This is a genomic window from Halobacillus shinanisalinarum, assembly GCF_022919835.1.
Taxonomy (GTDB): domain Bacteria; phylum Bacillota; class Bacilli; order Bacillales; family Halobacillaceae; genus Halobacillus_A; species Halobacillus_A shinanisalinarum.
In genome coordinates, this window is sequence record NZ_CP095074.1 from 1,365,158 (window position 1) to 1,382,551 (window position 17,394).

Here is a 17,394-nt window from a genome sequence, read left to right on the forward strand (position 1 = left end):
TAAACCCTAAAAATAGTTTATTAGTCTCATAGAAAAAGCGTTTTTCTATAGGGAAAAAGATAATTATCTACTATAAAAGAGGGGATAAGACAAACTTTTACGTGTTTTACAAATTGGGATTAGATAAAAGTCCTCTACTTAAAGTCCCCGTACACAAGCGTTAATGATCGTTCATCTAAACTATCATTTGACTAACTATACCTATTCATGTATTCTACCAAATAGGTTACAACCATAGTGGTAACCATAACTATATGTTTTTGTTAACGAAATAGTGAGGTTCAGTATTAATAATAGCGAACGACTGAAATGGAATGTAACCAAGAATTGAAACCGATTGCTGATAAAGATAATATGAAACCGAGAACATCTACAAAGGAGGACTTCTCCATGAAAGAGCCAAATATCTTAGTTGTTGGCAGTTTGAATATGGATATTGTTATCGAGGCAGATCGTGCACCCTTAGCAGGCGAAACAATCATGGGCCAACACTCCAGTTTTATTCCCGGTGGAAAAGGAGCTAATCAAGCCGTAGCTTTAGCAAAACTCGGCGCCCAGACTACGTTGCTTGGCGCGGTAGGAAACGACCCTTTTGGTACCAGTCTCTTACGTTCGCTCAAAGATAACGGAGTAGAAACTGGCCAAATAAAAAAAGTCGATCATGCCCCGACAGGAATTGCATCTATCCTGTTAGCTGAAGGCGACAATCGGATCGTTGTGGTGCCAGGTGCCAATGATGATTGTCTTCCCGAGGATATAAGAGAGCACGAAGACCTTATTGAAAAAGCAGATCTGGTCCTCCTTCAGCTGGAAATCCCGCTTGACACGGTGATAACTACGGCTAAGATTGCAAAAAAATTCGGCAAGACTGTTATTTTAAACCCCGCTCCTGCACGCTCATTGCCCGAGGAATTATTACAAAATGTTGATTACATAACTCCAAATCACTCTGAGTTAGGTATTCTATCAAAGATGGACCAAGAGGGCTTTGATTTGAACAGAGCGATGGAGATATTACAGAGATCCGGCGTGGACAATGTGATTACCACCTTAGGATCGGAAGGGGCGACTTATAAAAGTCAGGAATCAGCTGTAAAAACAGCCCCTGCCTATCAAGTTCCTGTTGTCGATACTACAGGGGCAGGCGATGCCTTTAATGCCGGTCTTAGCTACGCTATTGGTATGGATAAGGATATTTCTGAAGCGGTAAGCTTTGCAAGTAAAGTGTCTGCTTTGTCTGTTACAAAGTTTGGTGCACAAGCCGGAATGCCTGATAGGAAAGCAGTTGAAGCGTTTGACACGCCCCCACTCAACAAAGATGGTAACTGATTTACTGATTAAATAATTATGCAGAGATTATTATTTTGGAGAGGTGACAACAATGGAACACGTTATTTTAGATGTCGATACGGGGATTGATGATGCACTGGCGATTGCGTATGCTGTCCATTCCCCTGAATTGAATATACTAGGAATCACCACGAGCTTTGGAAATGTTTCAGAAAAAGAGGCGACCCGAAATACACTCCAAGTTCTTGATGTGCTGAATGTTGAAAGCGAGATCCTAGTGATTCCAGGAGCAGATAAACCATTAGCTGGTACCCATATAAAAGCAAAAGCTACCAGCATCCACGGAGAAGACGGGCTTGGCAACAGTGGCTTACCACTTCCGGAACGCAAGCCATTACCGTCTGAAGCAGCCGACTTCATCATAGAACAAGTCAAACAACATCCACACCAGGTCACTGTTATAGCTGTGGGACCCCAGACCAATATTGCGACGGCGATTAAAAAGGATCCCGACATTGTCAACCTTGCCAAACGTGTTGTCATCATGGGCGGTGCCGTTACCGTTCCGGGAAATGTCACACCCCACGCAGAGGCAAATATATACGCCGACCCAGAAGCGGCTTCTGTTTTGTTTAAATCAGGCATGCCCGTGACACTCGTTGGTCTTGATGTGACCATGCAGACGCTACTAAGTTCAGAGCAAGTGAGCAAATGGAGTAACGTTAAATCGGCTTATAACGAATTTTTGCAAACCATCTGCAACTATTATATCGACGCCTATCATCAATTTGATTCCTCTTTAGGTGGTTGTGCCTTGCATGATCCGCTGGCTGTTGGGGTTCTGATCGATCCATCGTTTGTAAAAACTGTACCAATGCACGTTGAGGTTGACTTAGAACGGGGAGAGTCATTAGGGAATACTCATGAGGTTAAACAAGGAATGCGGAACGTCGATGTTTGTCTTGAAATCGATGTGGACCGGTTTGTATCCCATTTTTTGCAAAGAATTACCTGAAGGTCAGACATTATTATAAATGACTTGTTACTATTTCATTATCGTTGAAATAAAGATGAGTGTTTGTCAATCCTTAAAGAAAGCCATATGTAACACGTCTTGACCACTGTGGATCAAGACGTGTTTTTTATATTCTCTTCACTGGGAAGGGTCACAATTAAAAGGAGATAAATTTTTTAGTATAAAGTTTTTCCTAATTAGGGATCTCATGAAACCATCCACCTTAAACCTGATCTATACACCTGGTGAAGCAGAGAGAGACGCCTCACCGCAGTAGCGCTTTTAACACCTGTGTGCTCAAAAGAATATTTAATACAAAACATTTCTAAAAGTACTTTTACCTCCTTTATATGATCCGTAACAGTTTCAATTGACGAAAAATTCAGTTATATTGATAAACAAGAATGTCTTAAATTATACTGAATGAAATAAGTACTTGAAAGGATAGTGATTAATGGGATGCTATACATATGGAATATCGAGAAGATAATTAAAAGCACCTTACAAGAGCATAATTTAGATATAGATTTTGTATCTAACAACAATCTAACTGCACCTATGAGTTATAACGTATCGACAAATACTATAAACTTTCATTATCTTCAAGTTAACGGTTATATGAGTAAAATTAGAATTAAGGAGACTGATGAAGACTTCGTTAAAATTATTCTTTATCATGAGATTGGTTATTATTTAACTTTTAAGAAACACAAACATGATTTAAAGACTTTAATGTATGGGGAAGAAGAAGAAATAGCAAATCTAAAATCAATAATAGAAACTAATGCTTGGGAATATGGGAGAACATTGGTACCTGAACAGCTATTGGAGTCCTATGACAAAGTACGAGAAGAGGATGGGATGCTAATAAGAGGCTTATAAATGACTATTATCCTAACTGTATTAGAATGTTGGAAAATATCCTCTATAGTATAAAAGAACAACCCACTAATGCGATCGGATCGTTAAACCTACATTATACTGAAGTACAGAGCGTATCAATGAGTCCCCTGAAAATACACGATTGCAATCCTATGTAGAATAACTACACAACTTGAATTAGCTGTTAATGCGAAAGAATAAGTTCATGTTCTTAAAAAACAAGCCCGGCCGCCGCCATAAAAAGTAACACTTGAAGCAAGTGAAGTCAGACAATGTTGTAGTTGTAAAGAAAGGAAAAAATGATGCGAAAGGGTAAAAAGCCCTGCACCGAACAGTTTAGCGGGGTTAGTTATTACTAAAATACTGTATTATGTTCACAAGGCCTCCTTGTTTTATTATAATGAAATGGATATTCATGGATTTTCTTGTTATGTATTTAAAGTGTGTGTTCAAAAAGCTGACGAATGAGAATGTCGACAAAGATCGTCACATCCTGTGACAAAGTCGACACGAGCACGTTCCTTGTGCGTCGCAAGGAGTTCGAGGCGCGAAGGTTTAAGGACCTTTCATACGTGAGGACCGGAAAAAAACCGAGCAACGACCACATTCGCCTTTTATCATTTGGTGACTTTTTGAACATCCTCTTAAACAAGAAATTATACATACAACTGTGCACCTACCTACCATACTTAGGGGGCTTAACTTAATGAAACATAAGAAAAAAATAATGGCACTTACTATCGGAATATCGTTACTGATCGGAGGTTGTGGTGTGAGCGAATCAAATAATGACCAAAATGGTGACAGCAACTCAGCTGAAGAAACACAAAAAGGAAGTACATACGTAAGCGTCCAAGATTACAAAGGGCAAGGCTACGATCTTAATGGTGGTGAAGAGACAGATAAGATTGCCGAAGCTCATCGTGAAGAGGTTGACAAGGCTGTCGAAGAGTTCTTTCTAAACGAATATAAAACAGAGGTAACCGTTCATAACCTGATAGGCGCGAAAGACGGAGCTACTGTGTTCGTTGAATCCAAAGGCGCCCCTCATTTTTACACCTATGCCATTATTCCAATAAAGAATGAGCAACCCTTATTAGACGGAGTATGGTCCCAGGAAGGCCAGGTGGAACAAGCGATCCAAACAGGCCTTTATCGAATAGTTAATGAAGAGGCGTTTAACCAGTTAGACAAATACCTTGAAAACTTAGTACGAAATAAACCTGTCGTAGGTAAAACCGAGGAAGCAATAGAAAATACCGGGGCTGTCGGCCTTATGACTCCTTATTATTATGCAGACGTTGCCGGTGATTCCTTGAAGCATTTATATGAAGCTTATATGGATAATCCTCAAATCACAAACGAAGAACTTCAGAGTGTTTATCAACCGGATACCGTTGAGCCGGAAAAGATATTTATTACTATACAATTATTTATGGAAAAAAAACAAGTGCAGCCAGACAAAAAGTTATTTGAAGAGATTTGTAAACATATAGAAGAGGCGGCAGATTTCCCAAGTGGATCATATGGGATTTTCTTAAATGACAATAAGATATCTAAGTCGTCAGGTAAGGGAAGCAAAGATAACACGTTAGAAAAAGGATTAGTCGACCCAATAATCAAAAAATAGGGGGTGAAAAGTAAAATGGGTGTATCAACATCTACATCAGAAGATATGATAAAACCTGTTACTAGTGATAGAGATTTAGTTGAATTATCAGGTTACAGTGCCTATTTAAAACATGAGTTGCGTAGTACCCTTACCGTTAATGGAAAAGATTTCGTTGTCAAAGATGTAAATTACGATGACCCCACGGGTATGGACGCTATAACCGTTCAAAACATAGAAACCAAAGAATATACCATCGTCTACACAGGAACTGGAGATAAACAAGATGTTATCACCGACGCCAAACTGCTCGGTGACATCCCTCCTGTCCAACTCGAACACGCCGTAGATTATTATAACGAGATGGATGAGAAATACGGGATTAGTTCCGTAAGTGGAAACTCATTAGCAGGGGCTTATACAAATACAGTGGCGATCAAAAATCCTGACGTAAAGGCAGTTAACTTAAACCCTGCCCTATTGCCTGAAGGGATGGTGGACCCTAACAAGACATACGACAACATCACCAATTATTTTAGCAAGTATGACGTCCTCACCAAGACAGAAGTATCTTTAAATCTAGGAGATCGAATTCCCGGCAAACACTACGAAATTAATAATGGCGTACCTGAGTTTTCACACCTTCCCACAAACCATACGGGCTATAAAAAAACAACAGGGATCTCAAGTGGAGGCGAGGGACAGTTTTACACAATTGGTGTTAAGGGCCAGCCTGGTTTCGGGAAAATTTATATGGCAGCAGACGAACACATTGTGACGAGTATTTGGTCGGGAATGCCTCTTTATGGCGGGGGACAGACTGAACGCATCGACATTAATCCAGAAAACCTTCATTTGCTGGCAACCGCTCTAGAAGACCGTGTGATCCATAAAGTAAGTTTAGTTCAAGACTACTTAGGTAACTCTACTGATATTGTGGAACATGAAGGAAATCATTTTACTACACGTGTCAGTCAACTGCAAGAAATATTTAAAGATGCTTTTGAAGCGACGATCGGCGATCCGTTATTTAACGGCATTGCAACATCAGGTTACATCCTCCAGACCCACATTGATGGACTTATTAGCCTACTGCACGTTGCGGAAGAACAGTGCAGATTCCTAAATGGCATCTTGAACTCTCCCCCAGCCGAACTGCTCGAGCATATAGCCTCCACGAATGTCAGCGTTGAAAGTTTGTTTGGCGAAGCCAGAAGTTATTTATACAGCCTAAAAGACAAAGTCAGTGAACTAACCAGTGCGACAGGACATATCATTACCGACAAAATCCCCGAATTGTTTGAAGGTGGAAAAGAGCTATTTATTGATGCCGTTGTTGGCGAATTGCAGGCTCATTATCAAATTATTGACGGGAATAAGGATAAGGTCCTGCATCAATTAACAGAATATCAAAGACAGGTTCACGACATCGCTTCAGCTTTTGAAAGCGAGGACCAAGGTCTAGGGCAGGCTATTGAGGGGAAAACGGGGGGAATTGAAGGGGGAGTCAAGGTCCAGCCAACGAATGTTTACACCATTGCGGAATCTCCATATATGTTAGAAAGAATGCGCATGAAGGATATCCACCTGGATGCAGCGTTTGGAGCTTTCGCTGGTTCAACCCATGGTATTTTATTTCCCATATTCAATGGATTGAAATGGTTTCTCACCATTATCGAAAATACATTAGAAATTTTATCTAGCACTGTTAAAGGAGCAACCAAATTGCTCCTCCATGGAAGTTTGCCTGGGACTTTGATTAGCATTTTTACCGACTTTGATGATAAAGTGAAAAGCAGTGTCGCAAGCACATTGCAGCCACTTGACGAAGTTGCCGCCAACATTGAGGGAATCAGAAAAGGCGTTGACAGTCTCATGATCCGTTACCCCGTATTATTAACGAATTTAAAGCCTTACGTAGACAATGCTCTCTTCCATGACTCAGGGTATCAGAATGTGCACCTTTATAATGTTGCAGCCATGTCTATTATCGAAGAAATGGAATTGCTTTTCACAGACATTGTCCACCAATTATCCGATCATAAAGCAGATGCTGTTGTTGCCCTAAGAAAAGTATCTGAGAGTGTGTTAGGGAATATGAATCTACTAAATCAGCAAGTCAACCGCGGAACGATGAGCTAATCTTTTGGAGGCTAACTCCAATAAATAAAAAACAAAGCCAAAGGAGATGTAAACTCCGGCTTTGTTTTTTAACTACCCTGACTCGTTCCCTAAACACGGCACGCCCCCCCATTGCTCCTCTACTAATTTTCCTACCGTAATTTTCACTCCCTCTCCTGACCTTCCTATCAGAAATTTTTAGCCAGTGATAGCCTGATAGCCAGCACTATAAATGTAAATGGATTAACATTTTTGTTTTTTTTCATCTTACATCCCTCCTTTTTTTCCCTATTCTGATTAATATAAAGATAGCATCTTATTTAAAGCCTTTAAATCTTTGTGTTAGGAAAGGTGACATGGAATTTTAAAATGTGTTTCAAAATATAACCTTTTTCCTCAAGCTGAATGAGGTGTGAGCCCAAGTGACTCTCACCATTGAGGGAAATACAGGCAAACAAAAGAACCCCGATACCCTTCTCATAAAGGGTTCGAAGTTCCACAGTTTACTAGCTATACACTTATCTTTTATTCTCAGATTTTCCTGCTATTATTCCTTGTTCTTTAGCTAATTGTTTCGCGATCCGGGGCGCATGCCACAGCAACGGGAGCATTAAAATGGAGACGGGAACAGCAGCAATCACAACAAATGATTGCAATGCCCCGATTCCTCCCCCACCAATTTTAATTAAAATCGTAGCAATCACAGCCATAATCACTGCCCAGAACACACGAATCACTTTCGGCGGGTTCCCTGCCCCTGTCACACTCATCGAAATTGAATAGGCCATTGAATCAACAGTAGTGACGACAAAGAGCATAGTTAAAATCAGAAAGACAAACGGCATAATGGAGCCTAATGGCATCTTTTCTGCGATGGCGATGATCGCCGCAGGCAGCCCACCTTCCATTAAAGGAGCACTGATGGAACCTGCATTCCTCAACTCCTGGAAAATTCCTGTCCCGCCTAGAATGGTAAACCAAAAATTGGCTGCTAAAGGTGCGATAATAGCCACCACAAGGAAGACCTCTCTAATCTTTCGTCCCCCAGCGATTCTCGCGACAAGCAGAGAAACTAACGGGCCAAAACCTATGAACCAGCCGAAGAAAAAGAGCATCCAACTTCCTAACCACTCCTGATCTGCGCGAAATGTACTAACCGATATAAATTCGCTGGTATACATCCCAAAGGATGAAAGGAAGGAATCAATGATAAACCCACCAGGGCCAAATAATAATAAGAAGAAAGCAATGATAACTGCCATAACAATGTTTACTTTACTTAACCATTGAATCCCCTTCTCAATACCAGTTAATGTAGAAATTAAAACAACCGTGATGAGTGCTAAAATGATGACAACCTGCGTACTAAACGTGTCAGGCCATCCAAACACAGCGTTGACCCCATAACTCACTTGTAAGCCAAGGAACCCGATGGGGCCGATCGTTCCAGCAGCCGCTCCAATAATACAAAAAACATCAGCCAGTGTTCCCCAAATACTATTACGAATTTTTTCGCCAAAAATAGGGTACAAAAGTGTTCTCGGCTTCAGGGGCATGCCCTTATGATGATGGGTATACATAATCACAATTGTGCTGATAGCACCATAAACTGCCCAAGCCGTAAACCCCCATGACATATAACTTTGAGCAAGTGCCGGCGCCACCGCCTCTTTCGTCCCAGCCGTAATCCCTGTGTACATAGGTGGAACTTCCATGAAATAATACATCGGCTCGGCGGCAGCCCAGAAAACTCCGCCAGCTCCGAGTCCTGAAGTAACGACAATAGCAATAAATTTGAAAAGGCTCATCTCCGGCTGTTTACTCGGGTTACCAAGCTTTACTTGTCCATATTTTGAGAAAGCGATCACAGCCCCTACAATAAACGTCGCTAACAAAAGAAATTGCCAATAAACTCCAAAATAACGAATCGATAATTCAAAACCTATATCCACATAATTTTTCACCATATCTACCTTAAAGATTGAAAGTAAAACGAAGAGAAGCAGAAGACCGCCACTTAAAATAAAAACGGGCCAATTCACTCTTTCCCTTAAAGAAATCCAATAACGATTTGACATTCATTCACCTCATGTAAGTAATTGCTTGATTGATAGACTTTCTAATTTTCACTCTAGTGTTCATTGTTTCGCGCAAGAACTTGGACAATTTAATGTTACGGTCCTGCTTCCCCCTAAGTTATTGCATCTACAAAAACCGATGGCTTCTATCCTATAGTGGATGAAAGGAACAGCACAAATAACAGCAGTTTTTCATTATACAGCAATTGCCCCTCCAACCCTAATCGTATAAAGTGAATGTTACCTTTTGGCGGGGAATTGCCAGTTATTCCGGCTCAACACCCGTGTAAAAGTCCACAACACATTTAGGTGAAATGAAGTGCAACAGGCTATCCCCCAGCCCTGTGAAACGAGGGTGCATCAGTTTTCCGTGGGTGTCTGTGGTACATACTCTTTGTAAGGAAACTGACTTGGGAACGCGAGGAAGAAGGCAGCCGCGGAATTTTTGAATTAGAGCACCCATGACCTTCCCAGCTCAAACAGCAAGGTCGGGATAGATGCGCACCTTACCCAACATATGTTAGACCTGTGCTCGTACGCATAGAAAATCCCCCAAATTTCAAAAAATAATTATATACATTTCAGGGGCCGTGAGTATAATTATTTTAATAAAGAGAAATGGGAGGTTTGAACAATGTCCATGTTTCTAATGATGTTAGGGCTTGCAGGTGTTGTCGTAATGATTGTAGTGTTACTATTTGGACTCATTATGAAAAACGGTAAACTTAAACGAAATGCCATAATCTTAACTATTTTCGTTGTTAGTTTCTTTGTAGGTATAACCACTTCCCCACCCCCTACTCATGAGGAGACTTTAAGGGCATCTACGATTTACAAAGAAAAGGAGAAAATGAAAGAAGAAGTTAAGAAAATTGAAGTTGAATTTGAGCAAGTGAAAGATGAAATTAGTGACTCTCAAAAGGAATTAACGAAAATAAAAGATGAGATTGAAGTTGAGAAGGATAACCTAAACAGTAAAAAAGAGGAATTTGTCGAAGTCACATCTTATATAGACAAAAAGGACGCACTCCTAAAAGAGATTGAAAAACTGGGGAAGGAGGTCGATTCAGCAAATGATAAAATCGGTAGTAAAGATAGTGAAATTAAGTCTAAAGAAAGTGAGTTAATTACCCTTAAAGATAAAATTAAAACGGAAGAAAATGAGTTAACTGCACTCGAAGACAAAATTCAAACTAAAGAAAGCGAATTAGAAAACATCGGGAATGTAATTAATAAAAAGAAAACTGAACCAATTTCGCTCATTGCCGGTCAGTACACGGTAGGCCCCGATATACCAGTGGGACGGTATCAAGTAACCAATGTTGGCCGCGGAACCAACTTCTTCGTATATGATTCCGATGGTTATGCAATCGTTAATACAATATTAGGGAACGATCACGGTAGTGGGGATTATGTATTTTTTACTGAAGAAGGAAATGTCATAGAGACGCACGGAAAAATAAAGTTAATTCCAGTTGATTAATATTAGTGTGCAGTGCAAAAAAGGACAGCGTTGTGGAAAACACACAATTCTGTCCCTATTCTTACTTACCCTTTCTCAGGATAAAACAACACCTTCACATAAGAACCCCTTCTATTAATCAAATGATCAAACGTTTCAGGTCCGTCTTTCAAGTCCAACTGATGAGAAATCATCGGTTTAACGTTAATCTGACCCGTACTCATATAGTGAATCGAAGATCGCCACTCTTTCCCTGGAAAAGGAGCCGAAATTGCATTCCACGACCCCAATACTTTTAACTCATTCCGTACAATTTTTTCAAAATAAAAACGTTCAATATTAATATCAGAGTAAGGGATCCCCATGAAGACGACTTCCCCGCCTTTTTTAGGAACAGCAAATACTTGGGCAGAAGTAATGGGAGATCCTGCTGATTCTACTGCTAAATCAACCCCGATATCTTTTGTTTGTTCAAGAATCTGCTCATGTGCTGGTTTATCTAGCGAATTTATTAATACATCAGCCCCCACTTGCTTGGCCACTTCGAGCTTTGTATCGTCAATATCTATAGCATACACTTTTTTTGCGCCGAAAATTTTTGCCCATTGGACGGCTAGTAACCCGATACTTCCACATCCCATAATCGCTACTTCTGCCCCTGGCTGAATACTTGTACGGTAAAAACCGTGGGCTACAACAGAAGATGGTTCCACCAATGCTGCTGTATCGTAATCTACATTGTCTGGAAGTGGGACGATATGCTCTGCTGGCAGTTTTACATATTCGGCATAGGCGCCGGGATGACGAGCTCCTATTACGGTTAGTTTTTCACAGCGTGATAACTCACCTTTTTGACAGCTTAGACATTCACCACAATAGTAAGTTGGGCAGCCTGCCACGCGATCACCGACCTTAATGCCTTCAACATCCGCGCCAACTTCAGTAACTTCTCCTGCAAATTCGTGGCCAAATGTCATCCCTTCTACATAGGGGCCTAGCTTTTTGTATCTAGATATATCTGAACCACAAATCCCAACCGCTTTTACTTTGACGATAACGTCATCTGTTTGTTCAATGATCGGTTCTGGCGATTCTTCAAAACGTATATCTTGTTCGTCATAAAGATTAAGGGCTCTCATCTTTCTTCCCCCTTTCTATCGATCCTTTACTAGTTGGCTGATGATTGTTGAGTTTTCTTTCCTCTGAAAATCATTTTATATAAGGCGAAACCTACGACAAGTGTGTTGAAGATCACTTGGTATTCATAGTAAACATCACCGATGACCCGCATGGGGCCTAACATAAAATCCAACAGTGCATCTGTCATCGTATCCCCTCATTTCGTTAAGAATCCATTTAATCAACAGGAGTTAATAATACTTTGATCGCTTTCCCACTTTTAATGGCCTGATATGCTTCTTCCCATTGGGTAATATCAAATTGATGTGTCACCATCGCTTTGGCGTTGACACTTCCGTTATTCATTAATTCAAGAGAGGGTTCCCAGTCCGCTGACTTTTGACTTCTGCTCCCTACAACGCGGATTTCTTTTTGAATGATTTTTTCAAGATCGAAGGAAACTTCTGGTTGAGCAAAAATTCCCACCTGGCCGTATTGCCCTTTTTTACGTAACAGATCAAGTCCTTGTTTGGCGGCAGGGGCTGCGCCCGAGCATTCAAAAACAACATCTGCCCCATAGCCATTTGTCAGGCTGTTCACCAGTTCATTAATATCCTTTTCTTGCGTATCCACTGCATAGTCGATTCCTAATTCTCTCGCTTTATCTAAACGGACCTTATCGTTCGTTAATCCTGTGATCAGAACTTTAGCCCCTTGGCTTTTAGCAACCTGGGCCGTAAACAAACCAATCGGTCCAGGGCCAATGACAACGACAATGTCTCCCTCATTGATCTCCGTTTTCATAACGGCGTGATGTGTACATGCCAACGGTTCTGTCATGGCTGCGGATTGGTCATCTACATGATCAGGAAGGTGATGGACACTGTATTTACGGGCAATTAAATACTTTGCAAAGCCGCCATCTTGCTGGGTGCCCAGTCCTTTTCTATGGTTACAGAGGTTGTAATCACCGGCCTTACAATATTCACATTCACCGCAAATATAGAATGTCGTTTCTGAAGTCACGCGGTCGCCAGCCTTAAATTCTGTTACCCCTTCGCCAACTTCAACAACTTTTCCGGAAAATTCGTGCCCTAATGTCACGGGGACGCCAACTTTGTAATGCCCTTCATAGGTATGAATATCAGACCCACAGATTCCTGCATAGATCACTTCAATTTTCACTTGATCTTTACCGACTTGTGGTTCTTCTTTATCCTGAATTTCTAAATGTCCAAATCCGAGTTCTGTTTTTACTAGTGCTTTCATGTTGAACTCCTCCAGTTCAATCTATTTCTGTGTGATTTAATCGGATTAATTAAATAGGCTAAATAACTTAAAGATAATCCAGTTGACTAAGTTACCACCCTGGTCAATACTTGAAATTTTGGCTGACCCTTCCGGCATATTAAAGTCAGTATTGATCGCCATCTCTGTGAAAACTGGTGCCACATCTGTTGCCATATAGAGCGACAACGCAATCATAATTGTCCCTACAATAACGGAATGAACAATATTCCCTCTGGCACCGCCGACAATAAAGGCTACAATAAACGGAATTGTAGCCAAGTCACCAAACGGCAGTAGGGAGTTCCCTGGTAAAATGACGGCTAAAACAACTGTAATCGGAACGAGAATCAGGGCTGTGGAAATGACCGCGGGATGCCCGAGGGCGACAGCTGCATCAAGTCCGATATAAATTTCTCGATCACCAAATCGCTTGGATAACCATTCTCGGGCTGATTCGGATACAGGCATTAACCCTTCCATAAGAATCTTTACCATACGCGGCATCAATACCATAACCGCAGCCATGGCCATACCAATTTCGATCACTTCCCCAGCATTGTAACCTGCAAGGACCCCGATAGCCGCTCCCAAAAACAGCCCTATGAAAATCGATTCACCAAAAATGCCAAATCGTTTTTGAATCGTATCAGGATCAGCATTCCAATTTCTAACTCCAGGGATTTTTTGCAGTAACTTTACGAGGAAGATCCCTGGGGCATAGGAAATGGTACTGCCCGTTGCGATGGAGACCCCAGGTAATTCATAGAATTCGCTAACCATAGGTGCTGTCCAGTCAGCGACTTTAAGACAGACAATCTGGAATAGTACTGCAGCGATGAGACCTTGGATGATGCTCCCTGAAATCGCGTATACCAAGGCAGCCATAAATGTATAGTGCCAATAGTTCCAAATGTCCACGTTCATGGTTTTCGTCGTCTTCGTAACGAGCATGATAACGTTTACAGCTAAACCAAGCGGAATGATAAAAGCTGCGACCACTGATGCCCAGGCAATGGACGATGTCGCCGGCCAACCTACATCAATAACGTTTAATTCTACTCCTAATCTATCAACCATCCCTTGGGCTGCAGGCCCCAAATTATTAACAAGTAAATCTACAACTAAGAAAATACCAACGAAAGCCACACCGATCGTTAAACCGGAGCGAAAGGCTTTACCTGGTTTCTGACCAAATAGTAAACCTAATAAGAAGATGGCAACCGGCAGGATTACTGTTGCTCCTAAATCTAAAAAGCCTTGTATAATATCAACAAACCCTTGCATCTATTTCATCCTCCCCACATTTTAAAGCGAACCTCTCCGTCAAAAATCGAGCTTTTTTATTTCTGCAGCTCCTCTAATATTTGCTTTTTCGTATCTTCTGTTCCAATACCGGTTAGGAATGAACGTGCATTAATAACTGGGAATGGATATTCTTTCTTCGTCATCGCAGTTGTTACGAGTAAATCTGCGGTATCTACATAGCTGTCTACTTCAGCAATTTTAATTTGAACTAAATCAACCTTAAGGTTATGTTCTTTTGCCATTTCTTCAATAGCCCCGTTAACCACCGTAGATGTTGCAATCCCTGCTCCACACGCGACCAATACTTGTTTCTTCTCCATTCTTACTCATCTCCTTTACATGCCATAAAGTCTAATTTTTCTTCTAGTAGATGTTTAATGCTGGTTTTATCTTTTTCACTTACTAAATACTTCAAAGTCTCTTCACTTTGGAAGATTTGCATTAACTGTTGTAACAGGGATAGTTGGGAATGAGCTTCATCCATGGCCAGCATAAATACTAGTTTCACAGGTGTGATCTCACTTTCATCCCCCATCACCCCGAAATCAACAGCTTTTTTTAAAACTCCTACGCTGATGGTTTTTCTGTTTACGTGCTCTACATCAGTGTGTGGAATGGCTACAGAAATACCGGCTGTTGGTAAACCTGTGGCAAATTCCCCTTCTCGTGCAATAATAGCTTGGATAAAGCTTTCCTTAACAAGCCCCTTATCCACTAGATTTCGGCCCATTACTGTTAAAATTTCTTCTTTCGCGACACCTTCTACATCGAGTAGAATGACAGATTCATCCAAATAGACATCTCTCATTTTCTAACCTCACGATCTGCTTTTATAATGGCGGCTTGTTCAATCGACGGAATATAATGCAATCATCTTTTGAATCTCTTCGACTGAATCAGCGCTTATGACACGATTTCGGTCTGTTTCCGAACCAGCAAGCTTCATTAGCTGCATTAATCCATGGATATGCTGCTGCTTATCTACTGCAGCGATGACAACCACTAGATTTATCCTGTAATCCTTTGTAAAATTCACGCCCTCTTCCAACCTTAAAAGGCTCATTCCCACTTCATTGACGCCTTCTTCAGGGGCTGCATGCGGGATCGCGATGTTTGGACCAATGACAATGTAGGGATCCTCACCCGTACGACGTATCATCGCTTCCACATACTCCCGCTCAATTTTACCGCTCTCAACTAATGGCTTTGCACTTACATGGATGGCTTCCTCCCAAGATTGGACTGAATTTCTAATTGTTATATGATTTGCCGGAATGAGGTCATTTAGATTTATCTCCCTAGTTTTCATAGGTTGTTTAACGGATGCTTCTTCATCTCGATCAATATACTTTTGTAAATCTTCGGTCAGAGTCTTTTCATCTTTGATCACTGCATTATTTCTTATAATGTCGATTAAATGATCAACGTTAATGTCCCTTGGAATATAACCGTGCAGCTCAAGCATGACTTGTTTGCGCAGCCGGTATTTTTCCTCGTGCCCAAGAAAAGCATTGGAAATAAACAGTTTTTTATCTGTCTCCAAAGATGTTGGAGAAAAAACGATATCGTAATCCAAGCCGTAGTCAAGAAATTCTCGTACAGACAAGGAATCTAGAAACACAAATCCCGGAAATAGCTCCCTTAATTCAGTAAACATCAGTCTTGAAACCGACACTCCTTGGGGACAGACAACAATCGCCTTTATCTTTTTCTCAATGCTGTCACCCTGCTTCGTCATCCATCCACCAATCAGCATAGTGATATAGGTTGTTTCGCTCTCAGGAATATCACTGCCGATTAAATCCTTCAGAGGCCCAGTTGACCGTTTGACCAGATGGTGCAATTCCTTGAATTCCTTATTTAAAGAATCTTGCATATCCATCGTTTCAGTAAGTTGATATTTAATTCGATAATAGGCGGGCTTGATATGCTGCAGCAGTTTATTCATCAACTGCTCACGGCCCTGCAGATAAATACAGGCACTCTTTTCAAATAAACGCAGCATGTTATCGATGGCTGGGACCAATCTCGGGATCGCATCATCATCCGTTAAATATTCCGACCAATATACATTTGTCGTCAATAGATGCAGTGTGATAAACAAGCGTTCTTCAACAGGGATTTGCCTGGAGTCATGGAAAATTTCCTCTGTCGCCTGATATTCTTTCGTATCGGATAATTCCTCATACTCGATAGAAAAGGAGTTAATTTCATTGCCTTGCTCAATCCTTCTTAAATTTAAAATAAGAATATAAGGCATCGTTGCCAATTTTTCATCGGTAAATTTCAAGTTCAGCTTGCTCTCTACTTTTTCAATTCGTTGATTAAATTCATGTAATTGTTTTTTTTCAATATTGGCTAATTCTTTTATCTTATTTTGCCCACTATGCACTTGCAGCAATTGATAGGTGACATGAATAAGTAGTTTTCGAATCTGAAACTCATTACCCTCAAGTAAATAACCGGCTTTTCTTGTATACTGAATGGTCAAGTCATAATCGTTTAATTCGTTCTTTACACGCTTCATATCACTAAGAATGGTATTTTTACTCACATCCAACTCGATCGTAAAATGATTAAGGGAAAGCTCTTCCTCGCTGCTTAGCAGCATCATGATAATAAGATAAACTCGTTGATTCTCCGAAAGAACAGTTTTGTCTAGGGCGGGACTTTCTTCTTCACCATTAAGCTTCGTAAAAACGGATTGTTCAATGATAAAGTGACCCCTTCTCGTTCTCTCTATCACTGGAAGGTTCTTGGTCATCAGCCACTCATTGATTTTATTGAAGCTATATCCGAGCTGTCGACGAGTTAAGTCATATTTCTTCTCAAGATCCATACTAGTGATGCTTGGATTGCTGACCAATTTATCCAAAATCCGCTTACTTCTGTCATCAAGTGACAACCTTAGGCCCCCTTTCAAAATTTATTGTAGCATTCAGAAAAAGCTGAATGTATACGCTTTCATCTCAAACAAACGTACATTTAATGTACAACATAGTGATTAACATTAAAAAACACAGTTGATGCACAAGTTTATTCAGTAATTCATTAGTATAAGGGGTACTAACCACAACTCCCCAAGCATACCTCAAAAAAGACTGCCTCCTTAATTAAGAGACAGCCTTAAATTTTGAACTATATTCCATAATTTGTTTTGTAACATAATGGAGAGGTAAATTCTTAATGGTCCTGACATTTTATTCGCTGTTACATGGAGACA

The 17,394-nt window shown here is 40.7% G+C and carries 14 protein-coding genes; 6 read left to right on the forward strand and 8 right to left on the reverse strand.

The window, feature by feature from the left end:
* Nucleotides 1–390: 390 nt before the first annotated feature.
* From rbsK to MUO14_RS06935, 5 genes are all read left to right on the forward strand, one after another.
* Nucleotides 391–1,329, forward strand: a complete 939-nt coding sequence (gene rbsK / locus MUO14_RS06915; RefSeq protein ID WP_244754515.1) for a ribokinase — start codon at nt 391–393, stop codon at nt 1,327–1,329.
* 52 nt (nt 1,330–1,381) lie between these two features.
* A complete protein-coding gene (locus tag MUO14_RS06920) occupies nt 1,382–2,305 on the forward strand; it encodes a nucleoside hydrolase (protein WP_244754516.1) in 924 nt (307 codons plus the stop codon).
* Between the two features lie 618 nt (nt 2,306–2,923).
* Entirely contained in the window at nt 2,924–3,187 is a 264-nt protein-coding gene (locus MUO14_RS24535) for a hypothetical protein (RefSeq protein ID WP_318036017.1), read from the forward strand.
* 706 nt (nt 3,188–3,893) lie between these two features.
* Complete coding sequence (locus tag MUO14_RS06930) at nt 3,894–4,817, forward strand: DUF1672 family protein (RefSeq protein ID WP_244754518.1); 924 nt, start codon at nt 3,894–3,896, stop codon at nt 4,815–4,817.
* A 15-nt stretch (nt 4,818–4,832) separates the two neighbouring features.
* Nucleotides 4,833–6,938, forward strand: a complete 2,106-nt coding sequence (locus tag MUO14_RS06935; RefSeq protein ID WP_244754519.1) for an SA1320 family protein — start codon at nt 4,833–4,835, stop codon at nt 6,936–6,938.
* Between the two features lie 497 nt (nt 6,939–7,435).
* Here MUO14_RS06935 and MUO14_RS06940 read toward each other — a convergent pair whose 3' ends face one another.
* A complete protein-coding gene (locus MUO14_RS06940; protein ID WP_396265811.1) occupies nt 7,436–8,995 on the reverse strand; it encodes a BCCT family transporter in 1,560 nt (519 codons plus the stop codon).
* 634 nt (nt 8,996–9,629) lie between these two features.
* Between MUO14_RS06940 and MUO14_RS06945 the strand changes: the two genes are divergently transcribed.
* A complete protein-coding gene (locus MUO14_RS06945; protein WP_244754520.1) occupies nt 9,630–10,478 on the forward strand; it encodes a coiled-coil domain-containing protein in 849 nt (282 codons plus the stop codon).
* A 65-nt stretch (nt 10,479–10,543) separates the two neighbouring features.
* On the opposite strand, the gene MUO14_RS06950 is transcribed toward MUO14_RS06945, so the two are convergent.
* From MUO14_RS06950 to MUO14_RS06980, 7 genes are read right to left on the reverse strand one after another with little or no spacing between them, the layout of a single operon-like run.
* A complete protein-coding gene (locus tag MUO14_RS06950) occupies nt 10,544–11,596 on the reverse strand; it encodes a galactitol-1-phosphate 5-dehydrogenase (RefSeq protein ID WP_244754521.1) in 1,053 nt (350 codons plus the stop codon).
* Between the two features lie 29 nt (nt 11,597–11,625).
* On the reverse strand, nt 11,626–11,784 hold the full coding sequence (locus tag MUO14_RS06955; protein WP_244754522.1) for a hypothetical protein: 159 nt from the start codon (nt 11,782–11,784) through the stop codon (nt 11,626–11,628).
* Nucleotides 11,785–11,813: 29 nt separating this feature from the next.
* Nucleotides 11,814–12,845, reverse strand: a complete 1,032-nt coding sequence (locus tag MUO14_RS06960; RefSeq protein WP_244754523.1) for a zinc-binding dehydrogenase — start codon at nt 12,843–12,845, stop codon at nt 11,814–11,816.
* A gap of 45 nt (nt 12,846–12,890) precedes the next feature.
* Complete coding sequence (locus MUO14_RS06965; protein ID WP_244754524.1) at nt 12,891–14,150, reverse strand: galactitol-specific PTS transporter subunit IIC; 1,260 nt, start codon at nt 14,148–14,150, stop codon at nt 12,891–12,893.
* 56 nt (nt 14,151–14,206) lie between these two features.
* Nucleotides 14,207–14,491, reverse strand: coding sequence for a PTS sugar transporter subunit IIB (locus MUO14_RS06970; RefSeq protein WP_244754525.1), 285 nt, complete (start codon nt 14,489–14,491; stop codon nt 14,207–14,209).
* 2 nt (nt 14,492–14,493) lie between these two features.
* Entirely contained in the window at nt 14,494–14,979 is a 486-nt protein-coding gene (locus MUO14_RS06975) for a PTS sugar transporter subunit IIA (protein ID WP_244754526.1), read from the reverse strand.
* Between the two features lie 39 nt (nt 14,980–15,018).
* A complete protein-coding gene (locus MUO14_RS06980) occupies nt 15,019–17,076 on the reverse strand; it encodes a BglG family transcription antiterminator (RefSeq protein ID WP_244754527.1) in 2,058 nt (685 codons plus the stop codon).
* Between the last annotated feature and the right edge of the window lie 318 nt (nt 17,077–17,394).